We start from the raw sequence: 22,927 nt of genomic DNA on the forward strand, positions 1-22,927 counted from the left end.
TTCTCCAAAGTGTTGATTCGACAACTTCACTTTAGAGATCTGCGGCCCGGCCCTGACCGCCTGCCTGCGTGATGAGCGCCGCAGTCGGTCAGGGCCTCCATCCGAACTGTTCCTGATGTGCTACGGCACCGAGTTCACCTGCAATGCCATGCTGGCCTGGTGCAAGGACACCGGCATCGACGGGCACTTCATCGCACCGGGCAAGCCGATCCAGAATGCCTTCGTCGAGAGCTTCAACGGGCGCATGCGCGATGAACCACTCAACGAGACCCTGTTCTTCGATCTCGACGACGCCAGGACAAAGATCGCGGTCTGGGTCACCGACTACAACGGTGACCGTCCGCACTCATCGCTGAAATACCTCACCCCGGCGGCCTACGCTGCCACATTCACCGCAACGGGAGATCGGCTGCGCAACCCCGACCAGCTCCGCCGATCGCCCGTTGCTCCACCTGTGCCACTCGGCATACAAAATCCCGAGACTCTAACCGCCGCTGGATGAAAGTTCAGTGGCAGGTCAAGGGCGACCTGTTTGGCGCCGACAAGATCGACGACGCCGAAGAGCGCGAGACGCCGACCTATTATCCCGATCCGGACGAAATCCGCGCCGAGTTGCAGAAAATCCTTGGCGAGATGCGGCGAGCGACGGTGATGCCGTGGGATACGCAGCGCGTTTCGCTCTATCGCACCATCTTCCCGCAGATGGCCAATGCGTTGCCGGAGGACGAAGCGGCGCAACTGCGCTTCGCCTTCATGCGCGAACTGGAGCGGCTCAAGGCGGCATAGCGGATTGATGGGCCCGATTTCCGCCTCATCGGATCGTGCCGGCGGGGATGATGGTGCTTGTGTCCCATCCCCAAAATCCCCTCCGCAACCCCAAAATCTCCCGTCAACACTGATTTTTCCGTGATTTCAGCCACTTGATGCGGCCCTTGGGGGAAACGCCCTTTTCGCCTTGCCCTTGGCACACGGCCTCCCCATTCTCCGGCCACTTCAGGGTGCGATTTTAGCGATTCGCCTCCTGTAACAATCGGGCGCCCGCCGGCGCCGGCACGGAAAGAAGAAGTCCAGCAATGAAGCTGACGCGACTGCGGCTGACCGGTTTCAAGTCCTTCGTCGAGCCCACCGATTTCCTGATCGAACCCGGCCTCACCGGCGTGGTCGGGCCGAATGGCTGCGGCAAGTCGAACCTTGTCGAGGCGTTGCGCTGGGTGATGGGCGAGAATTCCTACAAGTCCATGCGCGCCACCGACATGGACCAGGTGATTTTCGCCGGTTCCGGCAACCGGCCGGCGCGCAACAATGCCGAAGTGTCGATGGCGATCGACAATGCCGAGCGCCGGGCGCCTTCCGCCTATGCCGATGTCGACATGCTGGAAGTGGTGCGGCGGATCGAGCGCGACCAGGGCTCGACCTATCGCATCAACGGCCGCGAGGTCCGCGCCCGCGACGTGCAGATATTGTTTGCCGATGCGTCCACCGGCGCGCGCTCGCCCGCTTTGGTGCATCAGGGCCGGATCGGCGAGATCATCCAGGCCAAGCCCGAGCAGCGCCGCCGCGTGCTGGAAGAGGCCGCCGGCATTTCCGGTCTGCATGCGCGCCGGCACGAGGCCGAATTGCGGCTGCGCGCCGCGGAGCAGAATCTGCAGCGGCTGGAAGACGTGATCGGGCAGCTTGCCTCGCAGATGGAGGCGCTGAAGCGCCAGGCGCGCCAGGCTGTGCGCTATCGCAACGTGTCGGCGCAGGTGCGCAAGCAGGAAGCCACGCTGTTCCATCTGCGCTGGCTGAACGCCAATACCGAACTCGAAGCGGCCGAGCAGGCGCGTGCCGCAGGCATCCGCGAGGTGGCGGCGGCGACGCTGGCACAGACCGAGGCCGCGAAGGTGCAGGACGAGGCGTCGGCCGCGCTGCCCCCGTTGCGCGAGGCCGAGGCGCGGGCGGGCGCGGCGCTGCAGCGGCTCACGGCGGCGCGCGACACGCTCGATCGCGAGGAGACCCGCGCCCGGGAGCGCCTCGCCGAACTGGCGCAGCGGCTGCTGCAGTTCAATGACGATATCGCGCGCGAGCGAAAGCTTGCATCGGATTCGGAGAACGCGCTGGCGCGGCTCGCGGACGAGGCCGCGGGATTGCGGCGCGATCTGGAAGCCGGCGAAAGCAGGCGGGTCAGCGCCGATGAGCGCGTTGCGCTGGCCGATGCGGAGCTTGCGGATTCGGAGAAGAATTTCAGCGAGGCCACCGGCGCACTGGCCGATCTGACGGCGCGCAGGAACACGCTGGAGCGGGCCGCGCGCGAGCAGACCGAGCGGCTGACGCGGCTCGATCGCGATATCGCGGACGTGGTCGCGGAATTCGCCAAGATCGATGCGGCGAGCGAGGGCGGGCCGGATCTTGCGGCGCTGCTGCAGGCGGCCGAGACGGCGCAGCAGGCGGTTGCCGATGGTGAAGCCGTGGCCTTGCGCGCGGAGGCGGCCCATTCCGCCGCGCGTCAGGCGCTCGACGTGGAGCGCAAGCCGCTGGCCGAAGCCGAGCGCCGGGCCGGGCGGCTCGAGACCGAGGCGCGCACGCTGCGCAAGGTGCTGCATGTCGATTCGGGCAGTCTGTGGCCGTCGGTGATCGACAATCTCAATGTGGCGAAAGGCTACGAGACCGCGCTGGGCGCGGCTCTGGGCGACGATCTCGAAGCGCCGGCCGATCCGCGCGCGCCGATGCGCTGGGCCGGCGCGGCCGTCGATCCGTCCGATCCCATGCTGCCGGAGGGCGTCGAGCCGCTCACCGATCATGTCAATGCGCCGCCGGAGCTGGATCGCCGGTTGCGGCAGATCGGGCTGGTCGAGCGTGCCGAAGCCGAGCGCTTCGTGCCGCTGCTGAAGCCCGGCCAGCGACTGGTCTCGCGCGAGGGCGACCTGTGGCGCTGGGACGGTTTTGCGGTGGCCGCCAATGCGCCGACCGGTGCGGCACGGCGCCTCGCCGAGCGCAATCGGCTGGCCGAAATCGAAGCGGAACTGGACCAGGCGCGCGCGCAGGTGGAGGCGAAGCGCGAGATCGTCAGCAAGGCCGAGGCGGAAACCACGGCGGCCAGTGCCGCCGAGACCGAAGCGCGCAACCGCTGGCGCGAATTGCAGCGCGAGGCGGAAGCCGCGCGCGGCCGGCACAGCAACGCCGAGCGTGAGCTGACGCATATCACCACGCGGCGTGCGGCGCTGACCGAAGCGCAGACAAGGCTCGGCACGAGTCGCGACGAGGCGGCGGCGGCACAGGCTGAAGCGCAGCGGGCCTTGTCCGAATTGCAGCCGACCGCGGAACTGGAATCGCGGCTGGAGACGATCCGTTGCGACATCACCACCCGCAGGGTCAGCGTTGCCGAATTGCGGGCCGAGGCCCAGGCGCTGGCGCGCGAAGCCGACATCGCCAGGAAACGGCTCGAAGGCATCGCGGGCGAGCAACAGGCCTGGCTTGAGACGCAGGAGCGCACGTCGAAGCAGATCGCCGCGCTGGAGACCCGGCTTGCGGAGGCGACAGCCGAGCGCGACGGTCTTGTGGATGCTCCGCAATTGTTCGAGGAGAAGCGGATCGCGTTGCTCGGCGAGGTGCAGGCCGCGGAAGCCGCGTTGCGCGAGGCGAGCGACAGGCTGGCCGAGGGCGAGAGTGCCTCGTCGCGGGCGAACGGCGCGGTGCGGGCCGCCCTTGATGAGCTGAGTGCGGCGCGCGAACAACTCGGTCGGTCGGAGGAACGCGGCGAAGGCGCCAAGCGCCGCCTCTCGGACATCGAGCACGAAATCCGCGAGATGCTGGAAGTCGAGCCGCAGGGCGTCGCGGCGCTCGCCGAGATCGCCGAGGGCGCGGTGCTGCCCGATGTGACGGAGGTCGAGGCCGATCTCGAAAAGCTGCGGCGCGAACGCGAGCGGCTCGGCGCGGTCAATCTTCGCGCGGAGGAGGAATTGCGGGAGGTCGAGACCCAGCATACCTCGCTCGTGACCGAGCGCGACGACCTGGTCGAAGCGATCAAGCGGCTGCGGCAGGGCATCCAGAACCTGAACCGCGAGGCCCGCGAGCGGCTGGTGTCCTCGTTCGAAGTGGTGAACGCCCATTTCAAGGATCTGTTCACCAAGCTGTTCGGCGGCGGCGAGGCCGAACTGCAACTGATCGAAAGCGACGATCCGCTCGAAGCCGGCCTCGAAATCATGGCGAAGCCTCCGGGCAAGAAGCTGCAATCGCTGTCGCTGCTGTCGGGCGGCGAGCAGGCGCTGACCGCGATGGCGCTGATTTTCGCGGTGTTCCGTACCAATCCCGCGCCGATCTGCGTGCTGGACGAAGTGGACGCGCCGCTCGACGACCACAATGTCGAGCGGTTCTGCGACCTGCTCGACGAGATGACGCGCTCGACCGATACCCGCTTCGTGATCATCACGCACAACCCGATCACCATGGCGCGGATGAGCCGGCTCTACGGCGTGACCATGGCCGAGCGCGGCGTCTCCCAGCTGGTCTCGGTGGACCTCGAAGCCGCGGTTGCGATCCGCGACCAGCAGGCCGGGGCGGCCTGATCTATCGCGTGCACAGCCCTCTTTTCCCTCCTCCCGCGAAACGGTGGGGAGGGTCGGGCCGCATCGCATAGCGAGGCGAACCGGTGTGGGGGCTTTTTCGGATTCAGCAAGAACGCCCCCCACCCCCGACCCCTCCCCACCGCTTCGCGGGGGGAGGGGGACCGGCCGCCGGGCGTCTACCGCGCTCCTGTTGACGCCTTGGCTCCGCCGCGCCATCACGGCGCGATGCCGATCCGACTCGATACCCGAAGCCCCGATTTTGCGGCGCGGTTTGCTCAATTCCTCGCCACCAAGCGCGAGGTCTCGGCCGACGTGGACGCGGCGGTACGGGGCATCGTGGCGGACGTGGCGGCGCGGGGCGATGAAGCCCTGATCGAACTGTCGCGCAAATTCGACCGGGTCGATCTGAGCAGGCTCGGCCTGCGGGTCAGCCCGGCGGAGATCGATGCGGCCGAAAAGGCCTGCGCGACAGCGGCGGTCGATGCGCTGCAATTCGCGCGCGGGCGGATCGAGGCGTTCCACCTGCGCCAGAAGCCGGCGGACGATCGCTTCACCGATGCGCTGGGGGTCGAACTCGGCCATCGCTGGACCGCGATCGAAGCGGTCGGGCTGTATGTGCCGGGCGGGACCGCCGCCTATCCGTCATCGGTGCTGATGAATGCGGTACCGGCCAAGGTCGCGGGCGTGCCGCGCATTGTCATGGTGGTGCCGGCGCCGGACGGCGTCATCAATCCGCTGGTGCTGGCGGCAGCCAGGCTCGGCGGGGTCGACGAGGTCTACCGCGTCGGCGGGGCACAGGGCGTGGCGGCGCTTGCCTATGGCACGCAGACGATCAAGCCGGTGTCGAAGATCGTCGGTCCCGGCAACGCCTATGTCGCGGCCGCCAAGCGCCAGGTGTTCGGCAAGGTCGGCATCGACATGATCGCCGGGCCGTCCGAAGTGCTGGTGCTGGCGGACGCAAGCGCCAATCCGGACTGGATCGCGGCCGATCTTCTGGCTCAGGCCGAACATGACGAGGCGGCGCAATCGATCCTGATCACCAATGACGCGCGGCTCGCCGATGATGTGGAGGCGGCGGTCACATCGCAACTCAAGACGCTCCCGCGGGCCAACATCGCCGGCGCGTCGTGGCGCGACTACGGTGCGACGATCATCACCCAAAGCCTCGACGAGGCGATTCCGCTGGTGGACGCGCTCGCGCCCGAACATCTCGAACTGATTGCCGCCGACCCGGAAAGCCTGATCGGCAAGATCCGCAATGCGGGCGCGATCTTTGTCGGTTCCTACACGCCGGAAGCGATCGGCGATTATGTCGGCGGCTCGAATCATGTGCTGCCGACCGCGCGCTCGGCGCGATTCTCGTCGGGGCTCGGCGTGCTGGATTTCGTCAAGCGCACCTCGATCCTGAAATGCGGGCCGGACCAACTCGCGGCGCTGGGACCGGCCGCGATCGCGCTCGGCGAGGCAGAGGGGCTCGGTGCGCATGCGCGCTCGGTCGCGATACGGTTGAACAGACGATGAGGGCGGCACGGCGAACACCATTCTCTCTTCACCTGCCCCTGGAAGAGGGGCAATCGCGTGAGGTCGCGCCGGTTGTTACCCTCCCCCTTGTGGGGAGGGTCGCCTGCGAAGCGCAGCGACGCAGGCGCGGTGGGGGTAATTGTTTGGCCCTGAGCTATCGCCTCGGTTTCATCGCAACCACCCCCACCCCGATCTCCTTCGCTGCGCTCAGTCGATCGACCCTCCCCACAAGGGGGAGGGCAAAGAGGACCGCGTCCGGGACGCGAGGCCTATGGTGACCGACGCGCCCTCCGCATCGAAACTCGTGGCGGTGACGCTCGATGAGGAATCGATCGGGCGGTCCGGACCGGATATCGAGCATGAGCGTGCGGTCGCGATCTACGACCTGATCGAAGAGAATGTGTTCCAGCCGGCCGATCAGGGTATCGGGCAATATGCGCTGCATCTGAGCATGTCTGAAAATCGGCTGGTCTTCGACATCCGAACGCCGGACGGCGCCCCGGTGGTGGCCCATCTTCTCTCGCTGTCGCCGCTGCGCAAGATCGTGCGCGACTATTTCATGATCTGCGACAGTTATTATGCGGCGATCCGCACCGCCACGCCGGACCGCATCGAGGCGATCGACATGGGCCGGCGCGGCCTGCATGACGAAGGCTCGAAGATTCTGCAGGAGCGGCTGGGCGGCAAGGTGGACATGGACTTCGCCACGGCGCGCCGCCTGTTCACGCTGATCTGCGTCCTGCACTGGAAGGGCTGATCGCGCGATGCAGCCCGGCAGACGACCGCAGTCGGTGCTGTTCGCCTGCGGCCTGAACTCGATCCGTTCGCCGATGGCCATGGGGCTGTTCCGCCACCTGTTCGGCAAGAGCATGTATACCGGGTCCGCCGGGGTGAAGCCCGGCGAGCAGGATGCCTTTGCGATCGCCGTCATGGATGAGATCGGGCTCGATATTTCCAAGCACAAGCCGCAGACCTTCGAACAGCTCGAGGACTGGGAGGGGCTGAATTTTGATCTGATCGTGACACTGTCGCCGGAGGCGCATCACAAGGCGCTGGAACTCACCCGAATGCTCGCCGCGGAGGTGGAATACTGGCCGACACCGGATCCGAGCGACATCGGCGAGACCCGCGGGCAGAAGCTCGATGCCTACCGGACGGTGCGCGACCAGTTGATGGACAAGATCCGGGCAAGGTTCGGGGGGACAGCCCGGGTGGGGGATTGAGCCCCGTTGTCATCGCGGGCGCGACTGCCAGGGTCGCGCACCCGGAATCCATGCTCACGGGTCGTCTCTATGGATTCCGGGTTCGCCGCTTCGCGACGCCCCGGAATGACGGAGGAACACCCTCAGTCCAGTTGTGAAAGCCGCCCGATTCCGATAGGTCTTGCGCCCCATTTCGGGCGCGTATCCGCGCGCCTTTCGGGCGCCCCTGAAACCGCGCAGCACTCATGATCGGCCGGCCCAAACTCGTTCTCGCTTCCGGTTCGCCCCGCAGGCTCACCCTGATCAACCAGGCCGGCATCGAGCCGGACGCCCTGCAACCCGCGGATGTCGACGAGATGCCGTACAAAGGCGAACTGCCTCGCGCCTGCGCGACCCGGCTGGCCCGGGCCAAGGCCGAGGCTGCGCTCGAAGCCGTGCGCCTCAACGAGGAATTGCGCGGAGCCTTCATTATCGCCGCCGACACCGTGGTCGCGGTCGGACGGCGAATCCTGCCGAAGGCCGAACTGCTCGACGAGGCCGGGCAATGCCTGCGTCTTCTGTCCGGCCGCAACCACCGCGTCCATACCTCCGTCTGCATGGTCACGCCGAATGAAAGCTTCCGCCAGCGCATGGTCGAGACGCGGGTGCGGTTCAAGCGGCTGTCGGGAGAGGATATCGAGGCCTATCTCGCCTCCGGCGAATGGCGCGGCAAGGCCGGGGGCTACGCAATCCAGGGCCTCGCCGGCGCATTCGTGGTGAAGATCGTGGGCTCCTACACCAACGTGGTTGGATTGCCGCTCTACGAGACCCTGGCCCTCCTTTCCGGCGAGGGCTTCCCGATCCATTTCGGGTGGCTGAATACCTGATCCCATGGCGTCCGCCCTGGGCCCCGTCATTCGCCACATCCTTCGAGGCTCGCTGCGCTGCACCCCGCAATGACGGTTCACCGGCTCCACCGGATCATCGCCTTGGCAAGGACAAGCTTTCGCGGGACGAATTGCCGATGAATCTCGCGCATCATCTCGACGCATCGGCCCAGAGCTACCCGCATCGGCCCGCGATCGGATTCGGTGATCACGTTCTTTATGATTATGGCGGCCTGGCGGAACGCGTGGCGCGGGTTGCGGGTGCGCTGCGCGAATATTTTGGTCTCTCGTCGGGCGACCGCGTCGCTATCGTTTCGAGCAATGCGCCTGATTATGTGACGGCACTCTATGGCATCTGGCATGCAGGTCTCGTGGGGGTACCCGCGAATGCGAAGCTGCATGGCGCCGAACTGAACTACATCCTTGAACATTCCGGGGCCCGCGTCTGCTTTGCCTCGCCCGATCTTGCGACCGTGATCGAGGCGCATGCGCCGCCTGCGCTCGAACAGATCGTGGTGTTCGGCGGACGGTCGTTCGAGGCACTGCTGATGGCCGATCCGGTCGCCGTGGTGCAACGCGAGCCGGACGACCTTGCCTGGCTGTTCTACACCTCGGGCACCACCGGGCGGCCGAAGGGGGCGATGTTGACGCATCGCAATCTCGCTGTGATGGCGGAGTCCTATGTTTCCGAGGTGGATGCGACGACGCCGGGCGACCCGCTTCTGCACGCGGCGCCGATGAGCCACGGCTCGGGACTCTACATGATCCCCTATGTCATGCGCGCCGCTGTCAACGTGATCCCGGAATCCGGCGGCTTCGATGCCGACGAAATATTCCATCTGGTCGAGACATGGCGGCGTGCGTCGCTGTTCGCCGCTCCCACGATGATCCGGCGGCTGGTCGAACATCCGGCGGACTGCCGCGTGGACAATCTGCGGACCATCATCTGGGGCGGCGCGCCCATGTATGCCGAGGATACCTTGCGCGCGCTCGACCGGTTCGGCCCACGCCTTGCGCAGATTTACGGGCAGGGTGAAAGCCCGATGACCATTGCCGTTCTGCCGAAGCGGGATATTGCCGACCGCCGGCATCCGCGCTGGCGCGAACGGCTCGAATCGGCGGGTCGCCCGTTCGCATGCATCGAGCTTGCGATCACGAACGAGCGCGGGCTTGCCTTCCCCCATGGCGAGCCCGGTGAAATCCTGTGCCGCGGCGAAACCGTGATGGCGGGCTATTGGCAGGATGAGGAAGCGAGCGCGGCGGCCCTGCGCGGCGGCTTTCTCCATACCGGCGATGTCGGCGCGTGCGACGCGGACGGCTATCTGTTCCTGAAGGACCGCTCCAAGGACGCGATCATATCCGGCGGCTCCAACATCTATCCGCGCGAGGTCGAGGAGGTGCTGCTCCGGCATCCGGGCATTCGCGAGGTTTCGGTGATCGGCAGGCCCGACCCCGAATGGGGCGAAGTGGTGGTGGCGTATGTCGTCGGCGAGGCGGACAGCGCCGATCTTGATACGCTCTGCCTTAACGCGATCGCGCGCTTCAAGCGCCCGCGCGACTATCGGTTCGTCGATGCATTGCCGAAGAACAATTATGGAAAGGTGCTCAAGACCGAGTTGCGGGAGCGGGATTCGGATGCCGCGCCGCAGCGGGCCGCCGACCCTCCCGCCGCGGGGGCGGACCCGGAACCGGATGTGGCGCGGGATTGAACCGCGGGCGCGGGTGCGCCTTCAATCCCGGCATGCGTTTCCTATCTCTGTGCCATGACCAGCCCGTCCCTTGCCCCCGACAAGCCCTGCCCGATCTGCGGCAAGCCCTCGCTGGAAAAGTTTCGGCCGTTCTGCTCCGGCCGATGCGCAGACGTCGACCTGAACCGCTGGCTGAGCGGGGGCTACGCGATCCCGACGCGGGAGACCGATGATGATCCGGACCGGCCGCCCATGCGGGATCCGGACGCCGAGCCGTGAGGCAAAAGCCGGGTGGACAGCGCCGAACCCGGCCTCTATAACGCGGCGCTCTTGCCAAGGCCCCCTCGGGGCGCCGGCGCCCAGGTAGCTCAGTTGGTAGAGCATGCGACTGAAAATCGCAGTGTCGGTGGTTCGATTCCGCCCCTGGGCACCATCTTGTCTTGCCGGATGCGACTGCCCGTACGTCCTTTCAGCGTGAACCGACCAGGCCGTTCGCCCACTCGGCCATCACATCCAGAATCTCCTCCATCACCTGCGCGTCCTTGCGGCCGGATCGCGCCGGCACGTGGAAGGAATGATCTGCATCCCGGACCAGATGCAGCGTCGCACGCTGACCGAGCGAGGCAACCAGCGGCTGGATCAGGCTGAGCTCGGCGAGCGCATCACGGGTGCCCTGCAGGAACAGCATCGGCACCGTGATCTGCGACAGATGCGCGCCTCGCTCGGTTGCGGGCTTGCCGGCCGGATGCAGCGGGAAGCCGAAGAAGCAAAGTCCGCGCACGCCGGGCAGCGCCTGTTTCGCCTGAGCCTGCGAGGTCATCCGCCCGCCGAATGATTTTCCGCCGGCGACCAGCGGCAGGCCCGGCCAATGCGCCGCCGCGGTAGCAATCGCGGCACGCACGGTTTCATGCGCGACGGCCGGTGTATCGGGCCTGCGGGCGCCGTGCTGCATGTAGGGGAACTGATAGCGCAAGGTCGCGATGCCGCGCGCGGCGAGGCCCGCGGCGACCGCCTCCATGAATTTGTGAGTCATGCCGGCACCCGCGCCGTGGGCGAATACGAAAGCCGCCGTCGGTTGTGCGGGGCCTGTCGGCAGCGCGGAGATCGCGCCGCTGCCGGGAACGTCAAAGGTGATCGAACTCATCATTTCAATCGCTCAGCGGCCGAGACTTGGCATGATAATGCATGTTGCGGCGGCCCCGTCCGCTTGACTAACCCTCCGCCTCCGATATCAATAATGAAACAGCATTCCGAATAACGGAACGTCATGCCGGCGATCGGGCCGCCAGCAGCGCGCCGGCCGGCGAGGGCAGGAACACATGGCCGAAGCTTTGATCTACGATTCCTTGCGCACGCCGCGCGGATCGGGCCGCGCGACCGGAAGCCTGCACACGCTATCGCCGATCGATCTCGGCGCCACGGTGCTGAAGGCGCTGGATCAGCGCACCGGCTGCACCCGCACCACCATCGACGACATCGTGTTCGGCTGCGGCGACGCGGTGGACGACCAGGGCGCCGACATCGCGCGCTCCTCGCTGCTGCGTGCCGGCTTCGACGATCGCATATCCGGTTCGGTGGTCAGCCGGTTCTGCTCATCCGGGCTGGATGCCGCGAATGCGGCTGCCGCGCGCGTGATGGCCGGGCAGGCGGATTGCATGATCGCGGGCGGCGTCGAGATGATGTCGCTGATCTCCATGGGCGGCACCGGCGGACCATGGGGGAGCGATGCCGAGTTCAACACGATCACGAATTTCACCCCGCTCGGCGTTGCTGCCGATCTGGTCGCGACCCTCGACGGCCACAGCCGTGACGATGTCGACGCCTATGCCGTGGAATCGCAGAAGCGCGCCGCTCGCGCCTGGGACGAGGGGCGTTTCGCGCGCTCAGTCATCACGGTGAACGACTTCAACGGCACGCCATGCCTGTCGCGCGACGAGCATATGCGGCCGGGGACCGACATGCAGACCCTCGGCAAGCTGAAGCCTGCCTTTGAGACCATGGCGGTGAAAGGCGGCTTCGGCGACATCGTACGCCACCGCTATCCGCAGGTGAACCGGCTGAACCACGTTCATACTGCGGGCAATTCATCCGGCGTGGTGGACGGCGCCGCCGCCATGCTGATCGGCTCGCCTGCGCTGGGCGAGGAACTCGGTCTGAAGCCGCGCGCCCGCTTCGTCAGCTTCGCCACCGTCGGCTGCGAACCCTGCCTGATGTTGACCGCGCCGGGCGAAGCGGCGCGCAAGGCGGTCGCGCGCGCCGGGCTGACGCTCGACGATGTTGATCTGTTCGAGGTGAACGAGGCATTTGCCTCGGTGGTGCTGCATTTCATGGAGGAGACCGGCGTCCCGCATGACCGCGTCAACGTCAATGGCGGCGCCATCGCGATGGGTCATCCGATCGGTGCGACCGGCAATATCATGATCGGCACGCTGGTCGATGAACTGGAGCGCACCGGCGCCAAGCGCGGGGTTGCCACGCTGTGCGTCGGGCTCGGCATGGGCGTCGCCACGCTGATCGAACGGGTCTGAGAGAACAGGAACATGATCCGGCAGGAAGACCTCGGCGATGGCGTCGCGCTTCTTGTGTTCGACAGTCCCGGTCCGGTGAATACGCTGGGCGCACAGGACAATGTCGAATTCGCGAACCTGATCGACCGCCTGCTTGCGGACGATTCGGTGAAAGGCATCGTGCTCACCTCCGCCAAGCGCGATTTCCTCGCCGGCGGCGACCTCGACCAGTTGCGGCGCGTGCAGACGCCGGCCGACGCGATCGCGATCGTGACGCCGTTCCTGAAGGCAATCCGCAAGCTCGAAACCGGCGGCAAGCCGGTGGTCGCGGCTCTGAACGGCACGGCTTTGGGCGGCGGCTTCGAACTGGCGCTCGCCTGCCATCGCAGGATCGCCGCCGACGTGCCGTCGGCGCGGTTCGGCCTGCCCGAAGTCACACTCGGGCTGATGCCGGGCGGCGGCGGCACGCAGCGGCTGCCGCGGCTGGTCGGGATCGCTGCTGCGGCGCCGCTCCTGCTCGAAGGCAAGCGGTTGAAGCCGGCGGACGCGCTGGCGGCCGGTATCGTTGATGCGGTGGTTGCGCCCGAAATGTTGCGCGACGAGGCGAAGGCCTGGGCGCTCGCCAATCCCGAAGCGTCACAGCCCTGGGACGTGAAGGGCTACAAGCTGCCGGGCTTCGCGCCGCAATCGGCGGAAGGCCGAATGTTCTTCATGGGAAGCTGGACGCGGCTGCACAAACGCAGCGCCGGATGCGATCTCGCCAGCGAAGCGATCCTGCAGGTGCTGCATCACGGGCTGGAGCGCGGGCTCGATGCGGGCATTGCGATCGAGACCCGGTATTTCGCCCGGCTGGCGGCATCGGCGGATGCCAAGGCAAAAATCCGCACGCTGTTCGTCGGCGCGACCGACGCCAAGGCGATGAAGATGCGGCCGAAGGACGTGCCACCGTCAAAGCCCGCGCGCGTCGCGGTGATCGGCGGCGGCGTGATGGGTCGCGGCATCGCCTATGTCGCCGCTCAGGCCGGGATGCAGGTCGATCTGATCGACGTGTCGGATGACGTGGCATCAAAGAGCCGAGAGTCGATCGCCAAGAATGCGGAGCGCGATGCCGGGCGTGGGCGTTTGCGCGGCACCCATGCCGATGTGATCGGACGCATCCGCGCAACGTCCTCGTATGAAGGGATCGGCACCAGCGATATCGTGGTCGAAGCGGTGTTCGAGCGTGCCGATTTGAAGCGCGAGGTGCTGAAAAAGGCCGCCGCGATGGTGCGGCCCGGCACGCCGATTGCGAGCAACACGTCCAGCATTCCGATCACCGAACTGGCAGGCGCGATTCCCGACCCATCCTTGATGCTTGGCCTGCATTTCTTCTCGCCGGTCGAGCGCATGCCACTGGTCGAGGTGATCCGCACCGCGTCCACATCGGACGAAACGCTGGCACGTGCGCTGGATTTCCTGAAGGCCATCGATAAGACGCCGGTTGTGGTACGCGATGGGCTCGGCTTCTTCACCAGCCGCATCGTCACCACCTATTCCAGCGAGACCATGAACCTCTTGGCCGAAGGCGTCGCGCCGCAACTGATCGACAATGCCGCGGTCAATGCTGGCTTTACGCTCGGACCGGTGTCGCTCTGCGATCTCACCACCATGCCGCTGCTGAAGGACATCTTCGCCTCCATGCGCGGTGACGGCAATCGTGTCGCCGACCGCGGCAGCGTGGCGCGCGAGACTGTCGGCAAGCTTGCCGATGCCGGCCGCGTCGGCAAAGTCAAAGGCAATGGCGTCTACACGTATTACGGAGATGCGCGCGACCCATGGGACGGGCTTGCCGCCTGTCTCGGCACCAGTCCGTCCTCGCTCGATGAAGACACCGTGCGCAACCGGCTTCTGTACGTGCAGTCGCTGGAAGCCATCCGCACGCTGGAGGACGGCGTGGTGACGCGGCCGATCGACGGCGACCTCGCCTCCGTGCTCGGCTGGGGCTACCCCGCGCATCTCGGCGGCGTGTTCTCCTATGTCGATCGAGTGGGCGCGGACGAATTTGCGAAGCGCACAAAGGACTATGCCGGCCGCTTCGGCGGGCGCTTCGAGCCGCCGGCCACGCTGCTTGAGATGGCGAAGGACAATCGCAGGTTTCACGAATTGTGAGCGGCGCCGCGGCACCTGCGTAAAAGGAGACGACCCGATGAAGGCCATGGTGATGGGCAGCTTGGAGATGGCCAATCTCGCATTGCGCGACGTCCCGGATCCCAAGCCCGGTCCGGGCCAGGTGCTGGTGCGCATGAAAGCGGCTTCGCTGAATTTCCGCGATCTGCTCACGCTCGACGGCAAGTATGGCGGGATGCAGAAGCGCGAAAACCTGATCCTGTTGTCCGACGGCGCGGGCGAGATCGCCGAGGTCGGCAGCGGCCTGAAGGAGTGGAAGACGGGCGATCGGGTGGTCGGATGCTTCTTTCCGTTCTGGCAGGATGGCGAGCCGCAGGAATATCTGCTGCGCGACGCGCCGGGCGGGCTGGCCGAAGGGGTCGCGTCGCAGTACCGCGTATTCAACAGCGATGCGATCCTGCCGATTCCGTCAAACCTGAGTTTCGTCGAGGCGGCGACATTGCCCTGCGCCGCGATCACCGCCTGGAGCGCGGTGCGGGTCGCCCACAAGACCGGGCCGGAACATACCGTGCTGACCCAGGGCACCGGCGGCGTCTCGCTGTTCGCGCTGCAATTCGCCAAGGCGGCCGGCGCCACCGTGATCGCGACCTCGTCGAGCGAGGCCAAGCTGCAGCGCTTGCGCGCCCTCGGTGCCGATCACGTGATCAATTACCGCGAGGACGCGGAATGGGGAAAGACCGCGCGCAAGCTCACGAACGGCCGCGGAGTCGATCTCGTGGTCGAGGTCGGCGGCGCCGGCACCATCAAGCAGTCGATCCGCGCATCGAAACTCGGCGGGACTGTTGCGGTGATCGGGGTGGTCGCCGGGCCCTCGCTCGATTTCCCGCTGCCGCTGATCACCATGAACATGCTCAATGTGGTGGGCGTGGCTCTCGGCAACCGTCGGCAATTCGCCGACATGCTGCGCGCGATCGGCCATCACGGCATCAGGCCGGTGGTAGACAAGGTCTTTCCGCTGGCTGAACTTTCCGACGCGCTGGCCTGGATGCAGGGCGGTCATCATGTCGGCAAGGTCTGCATCGAGATCGACTGAGCGCAGGGTCGGCATGACGGCGAACAACCCGGATCGCGAACGCATTCGCACCTTCCTCGATGGCCCGGGCGCGCCGCTTGCGTTCAATTCCTCGCCGCTGCTCAGGGCGCTCGGGACGACGATCCTGTCCGCGCAGGCCGGACGCATCACGCTGCGGTTCGAGCCCGAGCCACTGTTCCTGCAGGGCGCCAGCGTGGTGCAGGGCGGCGCGGTCTCGGCCATGCTCGACTTCGCGATGGCTGCCGCCATCATGACCGCGGTGGACGACAACGTGCATTTCGCCACCGCGAGTTTGACCGTCTCGTTCCTATCGGCCGTGAAGCCCGGGTCATTGATTGCCGAGGGCGAGATCGACCGGCTTGGCAGGCGTAACGGCTTCGCACGGGCGCTCTTGCGCGCCGAGGATGGCGATACAAGTCTGGCGACGGCGTCGTCGGTGGTTACGCTGCTCGCGCCGCAACCCTAGAACCGAGGCCAGTCCATGGGCCGCATCGTCGTCGACATTGCAGATGCCGTCGCGGCCGTCACGATCTCGGCGCCGCCGATGAATGCGCTCGACTCCGCGATGCGCGCCGAACTCGCGGAGCGGCTGCTGGGTCTGGAGCGCGATGGCAGCGTGCGTGCAATCCTGCTGCGCGGCGACGGGCCGAAGGCGTTCTGTGCCGGCTTCGACATCCATGAGATCACGTCGAGCCTCGGATCGCCGGAGCGCACGCTCGCCCAATTTGAGAGAGATGCCGTGCTGTTCGACCGGCTGGCGCATTGTCCGAAGCCCACGCTCGCGGTCGTCGAAGGCGTCGCGCTCGGCGGCGGACTGGAGCTCGCGGTCTGTTGCGACTTCATTCTGGCCGGTGAACGTGCGCGCTTCGGCCTGCCGGAGATCAAGCTCGGCGCGATCCCCGCGGCCGGTGGTACCTTGCGGGTTACCCGGCACATCGGATCAGCCCGCGCGCGGCAACTGATCTTGCTGGGTGATCCGATCGACGCCAGCACCGCGCTCGCCTGGGGACTGATCGCATGCGTGCTGCCACAGGAGCACCTTGTGCAACACAGCTTCGACTTCGCGCGGCGCCTTGCGGCTGCGCCGGCGCGTGCAATGCAATATGCGAAACGTGCGATCACCGCCGCGCAGGAGGTGAGTGAGCAGGCGGCACTTTCAATGGCGCGGGAAGATGCGGCGCGGCTTTCGGCTTCGACGGATCTTGCGGAAGGCGTGCGCTCATTTCTTGAGCGGCGCAGTCCGGTCTTCAGCGACAGCATCGACGATGAGCATTGACGGCCGCTGCTTTGCATTGACGCGGCATCTGGTGGCGTTAGACTCCACTGTAAGGAAAGAGGTTCCGATAAACGGAACGGCGATCGGAATGCGCAAAGCAACGATTCGCACGACAAGGGAGGTTTCTGATGGGACGTATCGCTCGTATTGCGCAAGGTCTTGCCTGCATCGCGATCGCCGGCAGCATTGCGACCGCAGCCCTCGCCGAAACGCCGAAGCGCGGCGGCGTGCTGAGGCACGTCATTGAAGGCGAGCCCGCAAGTTTCGATTGTCACTCCGCCGCGACCTCGTTTGCACTGCAGGTGCTGGCGCCGCATTATTCGACGCTGCTGAAATACGACATCAACGACTATTCCAGGATTGTCGGCGATCTTGCGGAATCGTGGATGGTATCGCCCGACCGTCTCACCTATACTTTCAAGCTGAAGCCGGGCGTCAAATTCCACGACGGCAGTGAATTTTCGTCGGCCGACATCAAGGCGACGTTCGACCGGCTGCGCGATCCGCCGAAAGGCATCACCTCCGCTCGCCGCGGCCAGTTCTCCAGCATCGACACCATCGAGACGCCGTCGGCCGATACGGTGGTGTTCAAGCTGAAGCACGTCAATCCTGCCGCGCTCTACATGTTCGCCAATCCTTGGAACTGCGTCTATTCGGCGAAGAAGCTCGGCGAGGATCAGGCCTTCTACAACACCAATGTGATGGGAACCGGTCCTTACGTATTCGAGGAATACGTCAAGGGTTCGCACTGGTCGGCGAAGCGCTTCGACAATTATTTCCAGAAGGGCAAGCCCTATCTCGATGGCATCCGCGCATTCTTTATCAACGGCCCCGGCGTCATCAATGCGCTCGCGGGCGATCAGGTCGATGCGCTGCTGTTCATGGTGGCTCCGCCCGATCGGACGCGCCTGAAGAACCTGCGCGGCGACGCGGTGGTGTTCCATGAAAACTCGTTCAACATCACGAACTTTCTAACCGTCAATGTAAAGAAGCCGCCGTTCAACGATCCGAAGGTGCGCAAGGCGCTGAGTCTTGCGATCGACCGCTGGGGCGGCATCCCGAGCCTGTCCAAGCTTGCCACGCTCGAATTCCCGACGGTGTTCGTGCCGGCGGCGAGTCCGGTCGCCTACAGCGCGGAGGAAATGATGAAGCTTCCGGGTTACAGCAAGGACATGGACAAGCAGCGCGCGGAGGCCAAGAAACTGCTCGCGGAAGCCGGCGTGCCCAACCTGAAGCTCACGTTGCTCAATCGCAATGTCCGGCTGCCGTGGCAGCCGCTCGGAATCTACATCATGGACCAGTGGCGCCAGATCGGCATCGAGGTCGACCAGATCCCGGCCGAGACGCCGCCGTATTTCGCGGCGCTCACCAGCGGCAATTATGATGTCGCAATCGACTTCAACAACACCGTAAGCGTCGATCCGAACGAGGTGCTGGTGAAGTTCATCCCGGGCAGCCCGAACAACTATTCCGGCGCCGACGACAAGGTGCTGGTGGAGCTGTTCAACAAGCAGGCCGACATCTCCGACCCGGCCGAGCGCAAGAAGGTGGTGCGGCAATTCCTCGAGCGGCTGGTGGAACAGGGCTACAACATTCCGCTGTTCGGCAACAACCGGGCGACCGCGGCGGTGAAGGAGTTCAAGGGCTGGAAGCTCGCCCCTACCACCGTGCTCAACCTCGACATGTCGGAAGTGTGGTTCGACAGGTAGGGAAAGACGGTTGCAAGACGATGATCCGCTCGTCCCCGCGAAGGCGGGGACCCAGCGCCAGGAAGGCTGGATTCCCGCTTGCGCGGGAATGAGCGGATTTCATCTGCACCGATATGCAACGCGTTGAAGCTGACTTCATCGTCGTCGGCGCGGGCTCCGCGGGCTGCGTGGTGGCCGCGCGGCTGTCCGAAGATGGCCACCGCGTGCTGCTGCTGGAAGCCGGCCCCAGCGACTGGCGGCCGATGATCCATATCCCTGCCGGCATGGTCACGCTGCTGCGCCACCCGGTGGTGAACTGGAATTACACCGCCGAGCCGGAGCCCGGCATCGGCAATCGTGCGCTCGGCTGGCCGCGCGGCAAGGTGCTGGGTGGTTCGAGCGCGATCAACGGCATGCTGTATCTGCGCGGTCACCCTGCCGACTATGATGGCTGGGCGCAGATGGGCTGCACCGGCTGGAGCGCGTCCGACGTGCTGCCGTTCTTTCGCAAGTCGGAGCGGCGGATCGGTGGCGATGACGGCTATCGCGGCCGCGACGGCGAAATGGCGGTCGAGGACTACCGCACCATCCTGCCGCTGACGCATCGCTTCGTGAAAGCGGCGGTCGAAGCCGGCGTACCGTTCTCGCCCGATCTCAACGGATCGCAGCCGGAAGGCGTCGGCTATTCGCAGATGAGCCGCGCGCGGCGCATCCGCCATTCCACCGCGCGTGCATTCCTGCGGCCGGCGCGGCGGCGGGCCAATCTGCGGGTCGAGACCGAAGCGCTGGCGCGCCGCATCCTGTTCGACGGCAGGCGAGCGGCGGGCGTGGAATACGAGCGCGGCGGCGCCGTCATCCAGGCGCGTGCAAACCGCGAGGTGATCGTGTGCGGCGGCGCGGTGAATTCACCACAACTGCTGCAACTCTCCGGCATCGGGCCGGCGGCGCATCTGCAGGCGACCGGCATACCGGTGGTGCACGATCTCCCGGGTGTCGGCGCGAACCTGATCGACCATCTCGCGGCGCTGCTGGCCTATCGCGTGCGCGGCGAGATCTCGGTCAATCAGCTCCGTCGCGGGGCGTTGCTTGCGCGCGAGGTGGCGCGCTGGTGCCTGTTCGGAACCGGGGCGCTGACCTTCGGTGTGTCGACCGCCAGCGTGTTCGCACGCATGCGCGAGGGCCGCATCAGTCCGGATCTGCAGATACTCTTCACGCCCGGCAGCTATGACCGCAGCCGCTTCGGCGAACTGGAGCGCGAGCCCGGCATGACGGCCGCGATCTGCGCGGTCAATCCGGAAAGCCGCGGCACCATCATGGCGGTGTCGCCCGATCCGAAACGCGCGCCCGAAATCCGGCCGAATTACTTCTCCGTGCCGCAGGATATGGAGGTGACTCTGGCGGGCATCCGCCTGGCGCGCCGCATCTTCGCGCAGCCGGCGATTGCGGATGCGGTGGTTGCCGAGACCGTTCCGGGCCTCGACGCGCAGGACGATGAGGCGCTCAAGGATTTTTCCCGCAACCATTGCTCGACGGTGTTTCACCCGGTCGGCACCTGCCGGATGGGCCTCGATCCGCACGCCGTGACCGATCCGCGGCTGCGCGTGCATGGCGTCGAGGCGTTGCGCGTGGTCGACGCATCGGTCATGCCGACGATCACCACCGGCAACACCAATGCGCCGACCATCATGATCGGCGAGAAGGGCGCGGCGATGATCCGCGAGGATGCGCGGGGGTGATCGAGTGCCCTGAGAACAAATCACCTTCCCTTCAGATTAGAATATCCACCCGATGAGTGGCCCAAGCTTTTCGAGGACATACTCGGCGGCCTTTCCCACGGTCGAATCAAAGAATGTTCTGGCAAGATAGAGGATACCGCTGCTCGCCAATGTGACGACGATCATGACTTTCACTTTGGTCGCTTGTAGTATGCGGCGCAGCGCGGAAACTTCCGCTACATGTTGGCTCTTGTCACCTTCATCCGCGTAAATCCCATTGTTGCCGACTATGGCCCGCTCAAGTGTTTCTAATGCCTTCAATGCTTCTGCGTAGCCGGCACTATTATGGTTTAGCGCAACGATGCGGTCTGATGCAGGTGCTGCTTGGAGTTGTCCGCTACTTTCCAGTGTTTCAAGGTGGCGGCGAAACTCACGCGCGAATGGCAAGAATATTTGATCGATCACGTTCGACGTGAGTACGTTCAGGTCGCCGCGCGTATAGACGAACGAGTGAGCGAAGCGCCATGGCTCAATCCGGCCACTGGCCATTTCGCGAAACAATAGCAGTCTCATCCCAAGGCTTTTGTCCTTTTCTGCCGGAAACGTGAGCTTGCCGCTACCGACCATGCCGCGGACTGTCTTTTCGCACCCCTCGTACCAGCTTCTGAAATCCAGACCCTCTTGCAGTCGTGTGATCGCAGCTGCAACGCTAGGTGTCTCGTCAAGCAGAGCGAACCAGTTTGAAAAATGCGCGGCGACAAATTGGTACGAGGAGCGCGCAACTTCGTCAGTCAATTCGTCATACACCGCACGGAAGTTGCTAAAATCGTTCATTTTACCCCCTCGGCGCTGCGGTAATCCACCCTCACGTCTTGAACTTCGGATCGAGCCAGTCGCGCAGCGCGTCGCCGAGCAGATTGAACGCAAACACCGCGAGGCTGATGGCGAGCCCCGGGAAGATCACGATCCAGGGCGCTTCCTCGAAGAAATCCGATGCGCTGCCCGACAGCATCAGGCCCCAGGCCGGCACCGGCTCGGCGACACCCAGCCCGAGGAACGACAGCACCGCTTCGAGCAGGATCGCCTGCGCGATATAGGCGGTCAGCATGATCAAAAACGGCGCCATGAGGTTGGGGATCATGTGCCGCATGACGATCCGGGTGTTGGAATAGCCCGCGATCCGCGCCGCATCGATATAGGGCAGGTTGCGGACCACCAGTGCGGAGGAGCGGATCACGCGCGCGACCTGCGGCACGATCGGGATCGCGATCGCGATAATGAGGTTGATGTCGATGCCGAACACCAGATTGCGGCCCAGCACGGCAACGACCACGAGCGCCAGAACGATCAGCGGGAACGACAGCATGAGGTCGATGGCGCGCTGGATCGCGTTGTCGATCTTGCCGCCGAAATAGGCCGAACCGGCGCCGATGATTGCGCCCAGCGTGCAGCCGAGGAACGCGGATGACAGGCCGATGATCAGCGCGGTGCGCGCGCCGTAGATGATGCGCGAGAAGATGTCGCGGCCGAACGGATCGGTGCCGAGCAGATGTTTCCAGCTAGGCGGCTGCAGCATGCTGGCCATGTTGTTGCGGACCGGATCGTAAGGTGCGATGTGCTCGGCAAAGACGCCGGCGAACAGCATGACCAGCAGCACCAGCAGCGCGACCATGCCGGCCGGCTGCTTGATGCAGAAATCGACGATCGGATTGCGCAGCCAGGACGGACGCTGGGCGGGGCGGGCGGCGGTATCGGTCATGGCGGCCTCAATTGTAGCGGACGCGCGGATCGAGCGCGGCGTAGATGAGGTCGATCACCAGATTGGTGACGATGTAGAAGGTCGCGAACAGCATCACCATGCCCTGGATGAGGGTGTAGTCATGGCGCGTCACGCTCTGGATGAACAGCTTGCCGAGGCCGTTGAGGCTGAACACCTGCTCGGTGACCACCAGCCCGCCGAGCAGGAAGGCGAATTCCAGTCCGATGACCGTGACCGCCGGAAGCAGCGCGTTGCGCAGGGCGTGCCGGCGCACGATCACCGATTCGATGACGCCCTTGGCTCGCGCGGTGCGGATGTAGTCCTCGCCCAGCACCTCCAGCAGCGATGAGCGCACGATGCGGGTCAGCACCGCCGCGAAACGGTATCCGACCGCAAGCGCAGGCCAGATCAGTTGCCAGAGATTGGCGCCTGGGTTCTTCCAGATCGGCGTGAATGTCAGCGGCGGCAGGGTGCCGATCGACCACAGCATCGCGAGGATGATCAGCATGCCAAGCCAGAAGCTCGGCACCGCAAGCCCCGCGACCGCGAAAATGCGTACCGCGGTATCGACCCAGGTGCCGCGATACAGCGCCGCCATCGTTCCGAGCGGGATCGCAATCAGGCAGCCGATCAGGGTGGCCATCAGCGCGATCTGGAAGGTGATCTCGAACCGCGCCGCCACTTCCTCGATCACCGGGCGGCCGGTCCACATCGAATTGCCGAGATCGAGTGTGGCGAGGCCCTTCATCCAGTTGACGAATTGCTCGGAGCGCGGCTTGTCGAGACCGAGCCTGGCGCGCTCGCGTTCGATCACGTCGGTCGTCACCATGGCGCCGTCGCCACGCAGCTTGGCCTCCACGATGTCGCCGGGCACCACGCGCAGCACGAAGAAAGTGATGACCGCAACGCCGATCAGCGTCGGGATCGCGAGCAGGAGGCGGTTGGTCACATAGCGCAACATC

General features: G+C 65.5%; 19 protein-coding genes, 1 tRNA gene and 1 pseudogene. 17 read left to right on the plus strand and 4 right to left on the minus strand.

Features of this window, described 5'->3' with window-relative positions:
* Nucleotides 1-73 precede the first annotated feature (73 nt).
* The 10 genes and pseudogenes from AB7F49_RS16435 to AB7F49_RS16480 form a co-directional block, all read left to right on the plus strand.
* Nucleotides 74-502: pseudogene (locus tag AB7F49_RS16435) on the plus strand (integrase core domain-containing protein); the annotation flags it as partial.
* Nucleotides 499-786 carry a hypothetical protein gene (locus AB7F49_RS16440; protein WP_428524180.1) on the plus strand — a complete coding sequence of 96 codons (288 nt, stop codon included), beginning with the start codon at nucleotides 499-501 and terminating at the stop codon, nucleotides 784-786. The pseudogene AB7F49_RS16435 and the gene AB7F49_RS16440, both read left to right, overlap by 4 nt.
* A 287-nt stretch (nucleotides 787-1,073) precedes the next feature.
* Complete coding sequence (gene smc, locus AB7F49_RS16445) at nucleotides 1,074-4,544, plus strand: chromosome segregation protein SMC (RefSeq protein WP_428524182.1); 3,471 nt, start codon at nucleotides 1,074-1,076, stop codon at nucleotides 4,542-4,544.
* Between the two features lie 225 nt (nucleotides 4,545-4,769).
* Nucleotides 4,770-6,065 (plus strand): histidinol dehydrogenase, encoded by a 1,296-nt coding sequence (hisD, locus tag AB7F49_RS16450; protein WP_428524184.1) that lies wholly within the window; start codon nucleotides 4,770-4,772, stop codon nucleotides 6,063-6,065.
* 271 nt (nucleotides 6,066-6,336) lie between these two features.
* Nucleotides 6,337-6,822 carry a UPF0262 family protein gene (locus AB7F49_RS16455; RefSeq protein WP_428524186.1) on the plus strand — a complete coding sequence of 162 codons (486 nt, stop codon included), beginning with the start codon at nucleotides 6,337-6,339 and terminating at the stop codon, nucleotides 6,820-6,822.
* 7 nt (nucleotides 6,823-6,829) lie between these two features.
* Nucleotides 6,830-7,288 carry a low molecular weight phosphatase family protein gene (locus AB7F49_RS16460; RefSeq protein ID WP_428524188.1) on the plus strand — a complete coding sequence of 153 codons (459 nt, stop codon included), beginning with the start codon at nucleotides 6,830-6,832 and terminating at the stop codon, nucleotides 7,286-7,288.
* Between the two features lie 224 nt (nucleotides 7,289-7,512).
* The gene (locus tag AB7F49_RS16465; RefSeq protein ID WP_428524190.1) at nucleotides 7,513-8,133 is read left to right on the plus strand and encodes a Maf-like protein; all 621 of its coding nucleotides are present in this window, start codon (nucleotides 7,513-7,515) and stop codon (nucleotides 8,131-8,133) included.
* 137 nt (nucleotides 8,134-8,270) lie between these two features.
* Nucleotides 8,271-9,842 (plus strand): AMP-binding protein, encoded by a 1,572-nt coding sequence (locus AB7F49_RS16470; protein WP_428524192.1) that lies wholly within the window; start codon nucleotides 8,271-8,273, stop codon nucleotides 9,840-9,842.
* 54 nt (nucleotides 9,843-9,896) lie between these two features.
* Nucleotides 9,897-10,100, plus strand: a complete 204-nt coding sequence (yacG, locus tag AB7F49_RS16475; RefSeq protein WP_428524194.1) for a DNA gyrase inhibitor YacG — start codon at nucleotides 9,897-9,899, stop codon at nucleotides 10,098-10,100.
* A 78-nt stretch (nucleotides 10,101-10,178) separates the two neighbouring features.
* A tRNA-Phe gene (locus AB7F49_RS16480) sits at nucleotides 10,179-10,254 on the plus strand.
* Between the two features lie 36 nt (nucleotides 10,255-10,290).
* On the opposite strand, the gene AB7F49_RS16485 is transcribed toward AB7F49_RS16480, so the two are convergent.
* Nucleotides 10,291-10,968: an alpha/beta family hydrolase gene (locus AB7F49_RS16485; RefSeq protein WP_428524196.1), complete on the minus strand. Its 678-nt coding sequence runs from the start codon at nucleotides 10,966-10,968 to the stop codon at nucleotides 10,291-10,293.
* A gap of 172 nt (nucleotides 10,969-11,140) precedes the next feature.
* On the opposite strand from AB7F49_RS16485, the gene AB7F49_RS16490 reads away from it, so the two are divergent.
* The 7 genes from AB7F49_RS16490 (at nucleotide 11,141) to AB7F49_RS16520 (ending at nucleotide 20,227) form a co-directional block, all read left to right on the plus strand.
* Nucleotides 11,141-12,349 carry an acetyl-CoA C-acetyltransferase gene (locus AB7F49_RS16490; RefSeq protein ID WP_428524198.1) on the plus strand — a complete coding sequence of 403 codons (1,209 nt, stop codon included), beginning with the start codon at nucleotides 11,141-11,143 and terminating at the stop codon, nucleotides 12,347-12,349.
* Nucleotides 12,350-12,361: 12 nt separating this feature from the next.
* Nucleotides 12,362-14,476, plus strand: coding sequence for a 3-hydroxyacyl-CoA dehydrogenase NAD-binding domain-containing protein (locus AB7F49_RS16495; protein ID WP_428524200.1), 2,115 nt, complete (start codon nucleotides 12,362-12,364; stop codon nucleotides 14,474-14,476).
* A gap of 37 nt (nucleotides 14,477-14,513) precedes the next feature.
* Nucleotides 14,514-15,527, plus strand: coding sequence for a zinc-dependent alcohol dehydrogenase family protein (locus tag AB7F49_RS16500; RefSeq protein ID WP_428524202.1), 1,014 nt, complete (start codon nucleotides 14,514-14,516; stop codon nucleotides 15,525-15,527).
* A gap of 13 nt (nucleotides 15,528-15,540) precedes the next feature.
* On the plus strand, nucleotides 15,541-15,993 hold the full coding sequence (locus AB7F49_RS16505) for a PaaI family thioesterase (protein WP_428524204.1): 453 nt from the start codon (nucleotides 15,541-15,543) through the stop codon (nucleotides 15,991-15,993).
* Between the two features lie 15 nt (nucleotides 15,994-16,008).
* Entirely contained in the window at nucleotides 16,009-16,803 is a 795-nt protein-coding gene (locus AB7F49_RS16510) for an enoyl-CoA hydratase/isomerase family protein (protein WP_428524206.1), read from the plus strand.
* 128 nt (nucleotides 16,804-16,931) lie between these two features.
* On the plus strand, nucleotides 16,932-18,512 hold the full coding sequence (locus AB7F49_RS16515; protein WP_428524208.1) for an ABC transporter substrate-binding protein: 1,581 nt from the start codon (nucleotides 16,932-16,934) through the stop codon (nucleotides 18,510-18,512).
* 113 nt (nucleotides 18,513-18,625) lie between these two features.
* Nucleotides 18,626-20,227 carry a GMC family oxidoreductase gene (locus AB7F49_RS16520; protein ID WP_428524210.1) on the plus strand — a complete coding sequence of 534 codons (1,602 nt, stop codon included), beginning with the start codon at nucleotides 18,626-18,628 and terminating at the stop codon, nucleotides 20,225-20,227.
* Nucleotides 20,228-20,263: 36 nt separating this feature from the next.
* Here AB7F49_RS16520 and AB7F49_RS16525 read toward each other — a convergent pair whose 3' ends face one another.
* Genes AB7F49_RS16525 through AB7F49_RS16535 form a run of 3 tightly spaced genes read right to left on the minus strand, consistent with a single transcriptional unit; the run spans nucleotide 20,264 to nucleotide 22,926 of the window.
* On the minus strand, nucleotides 20,264-21,040 hold the full coding sequence (locus AB7F49_RS16525) for a hypothetical protein (RefSeq protein WP_428524212.1): 777 nt from the start codon (nucleotides 21,038-21,040) through the stop codon (nucleotides 20,264-20,266).
* A gap of 31 nt (nucleotides 21,041-21,071) precedes the next feature.
* A complete protein-coding gene (locus AB7F49_RS16530) occupies nucleotides 21,072-21,965 on the minus strand; it encodes an ABC transporter permease (RefSeq protein WP_428524214.1) in 894 nt (297 codons plus the stop codon).
* Between the two features lie 7 nt (nucleotides 21,966-21,972).
* Nucleotides 21,973-22,926, minus strand: coding sequence for an ABC transporter permease (locus AB7F49_RS16535; RefSeq protein ID WP_428524216.1), 954 nt, complete (start codon nucleotides 22,924-22,926; stop codon nucleotides 21,973-21,975).
* Nucleotide 22,927: the final 1 nt, after the last annotated feature.

Source organism: Pseudorhodoplanes sp., from assembly GCF_050250235.1.
Lineage (GTDB): Bacteria > Pseudomonadota > Alphaproteobacteria > Rhizobiales > Xanthobacteraceae > Pseudorhodoplanes.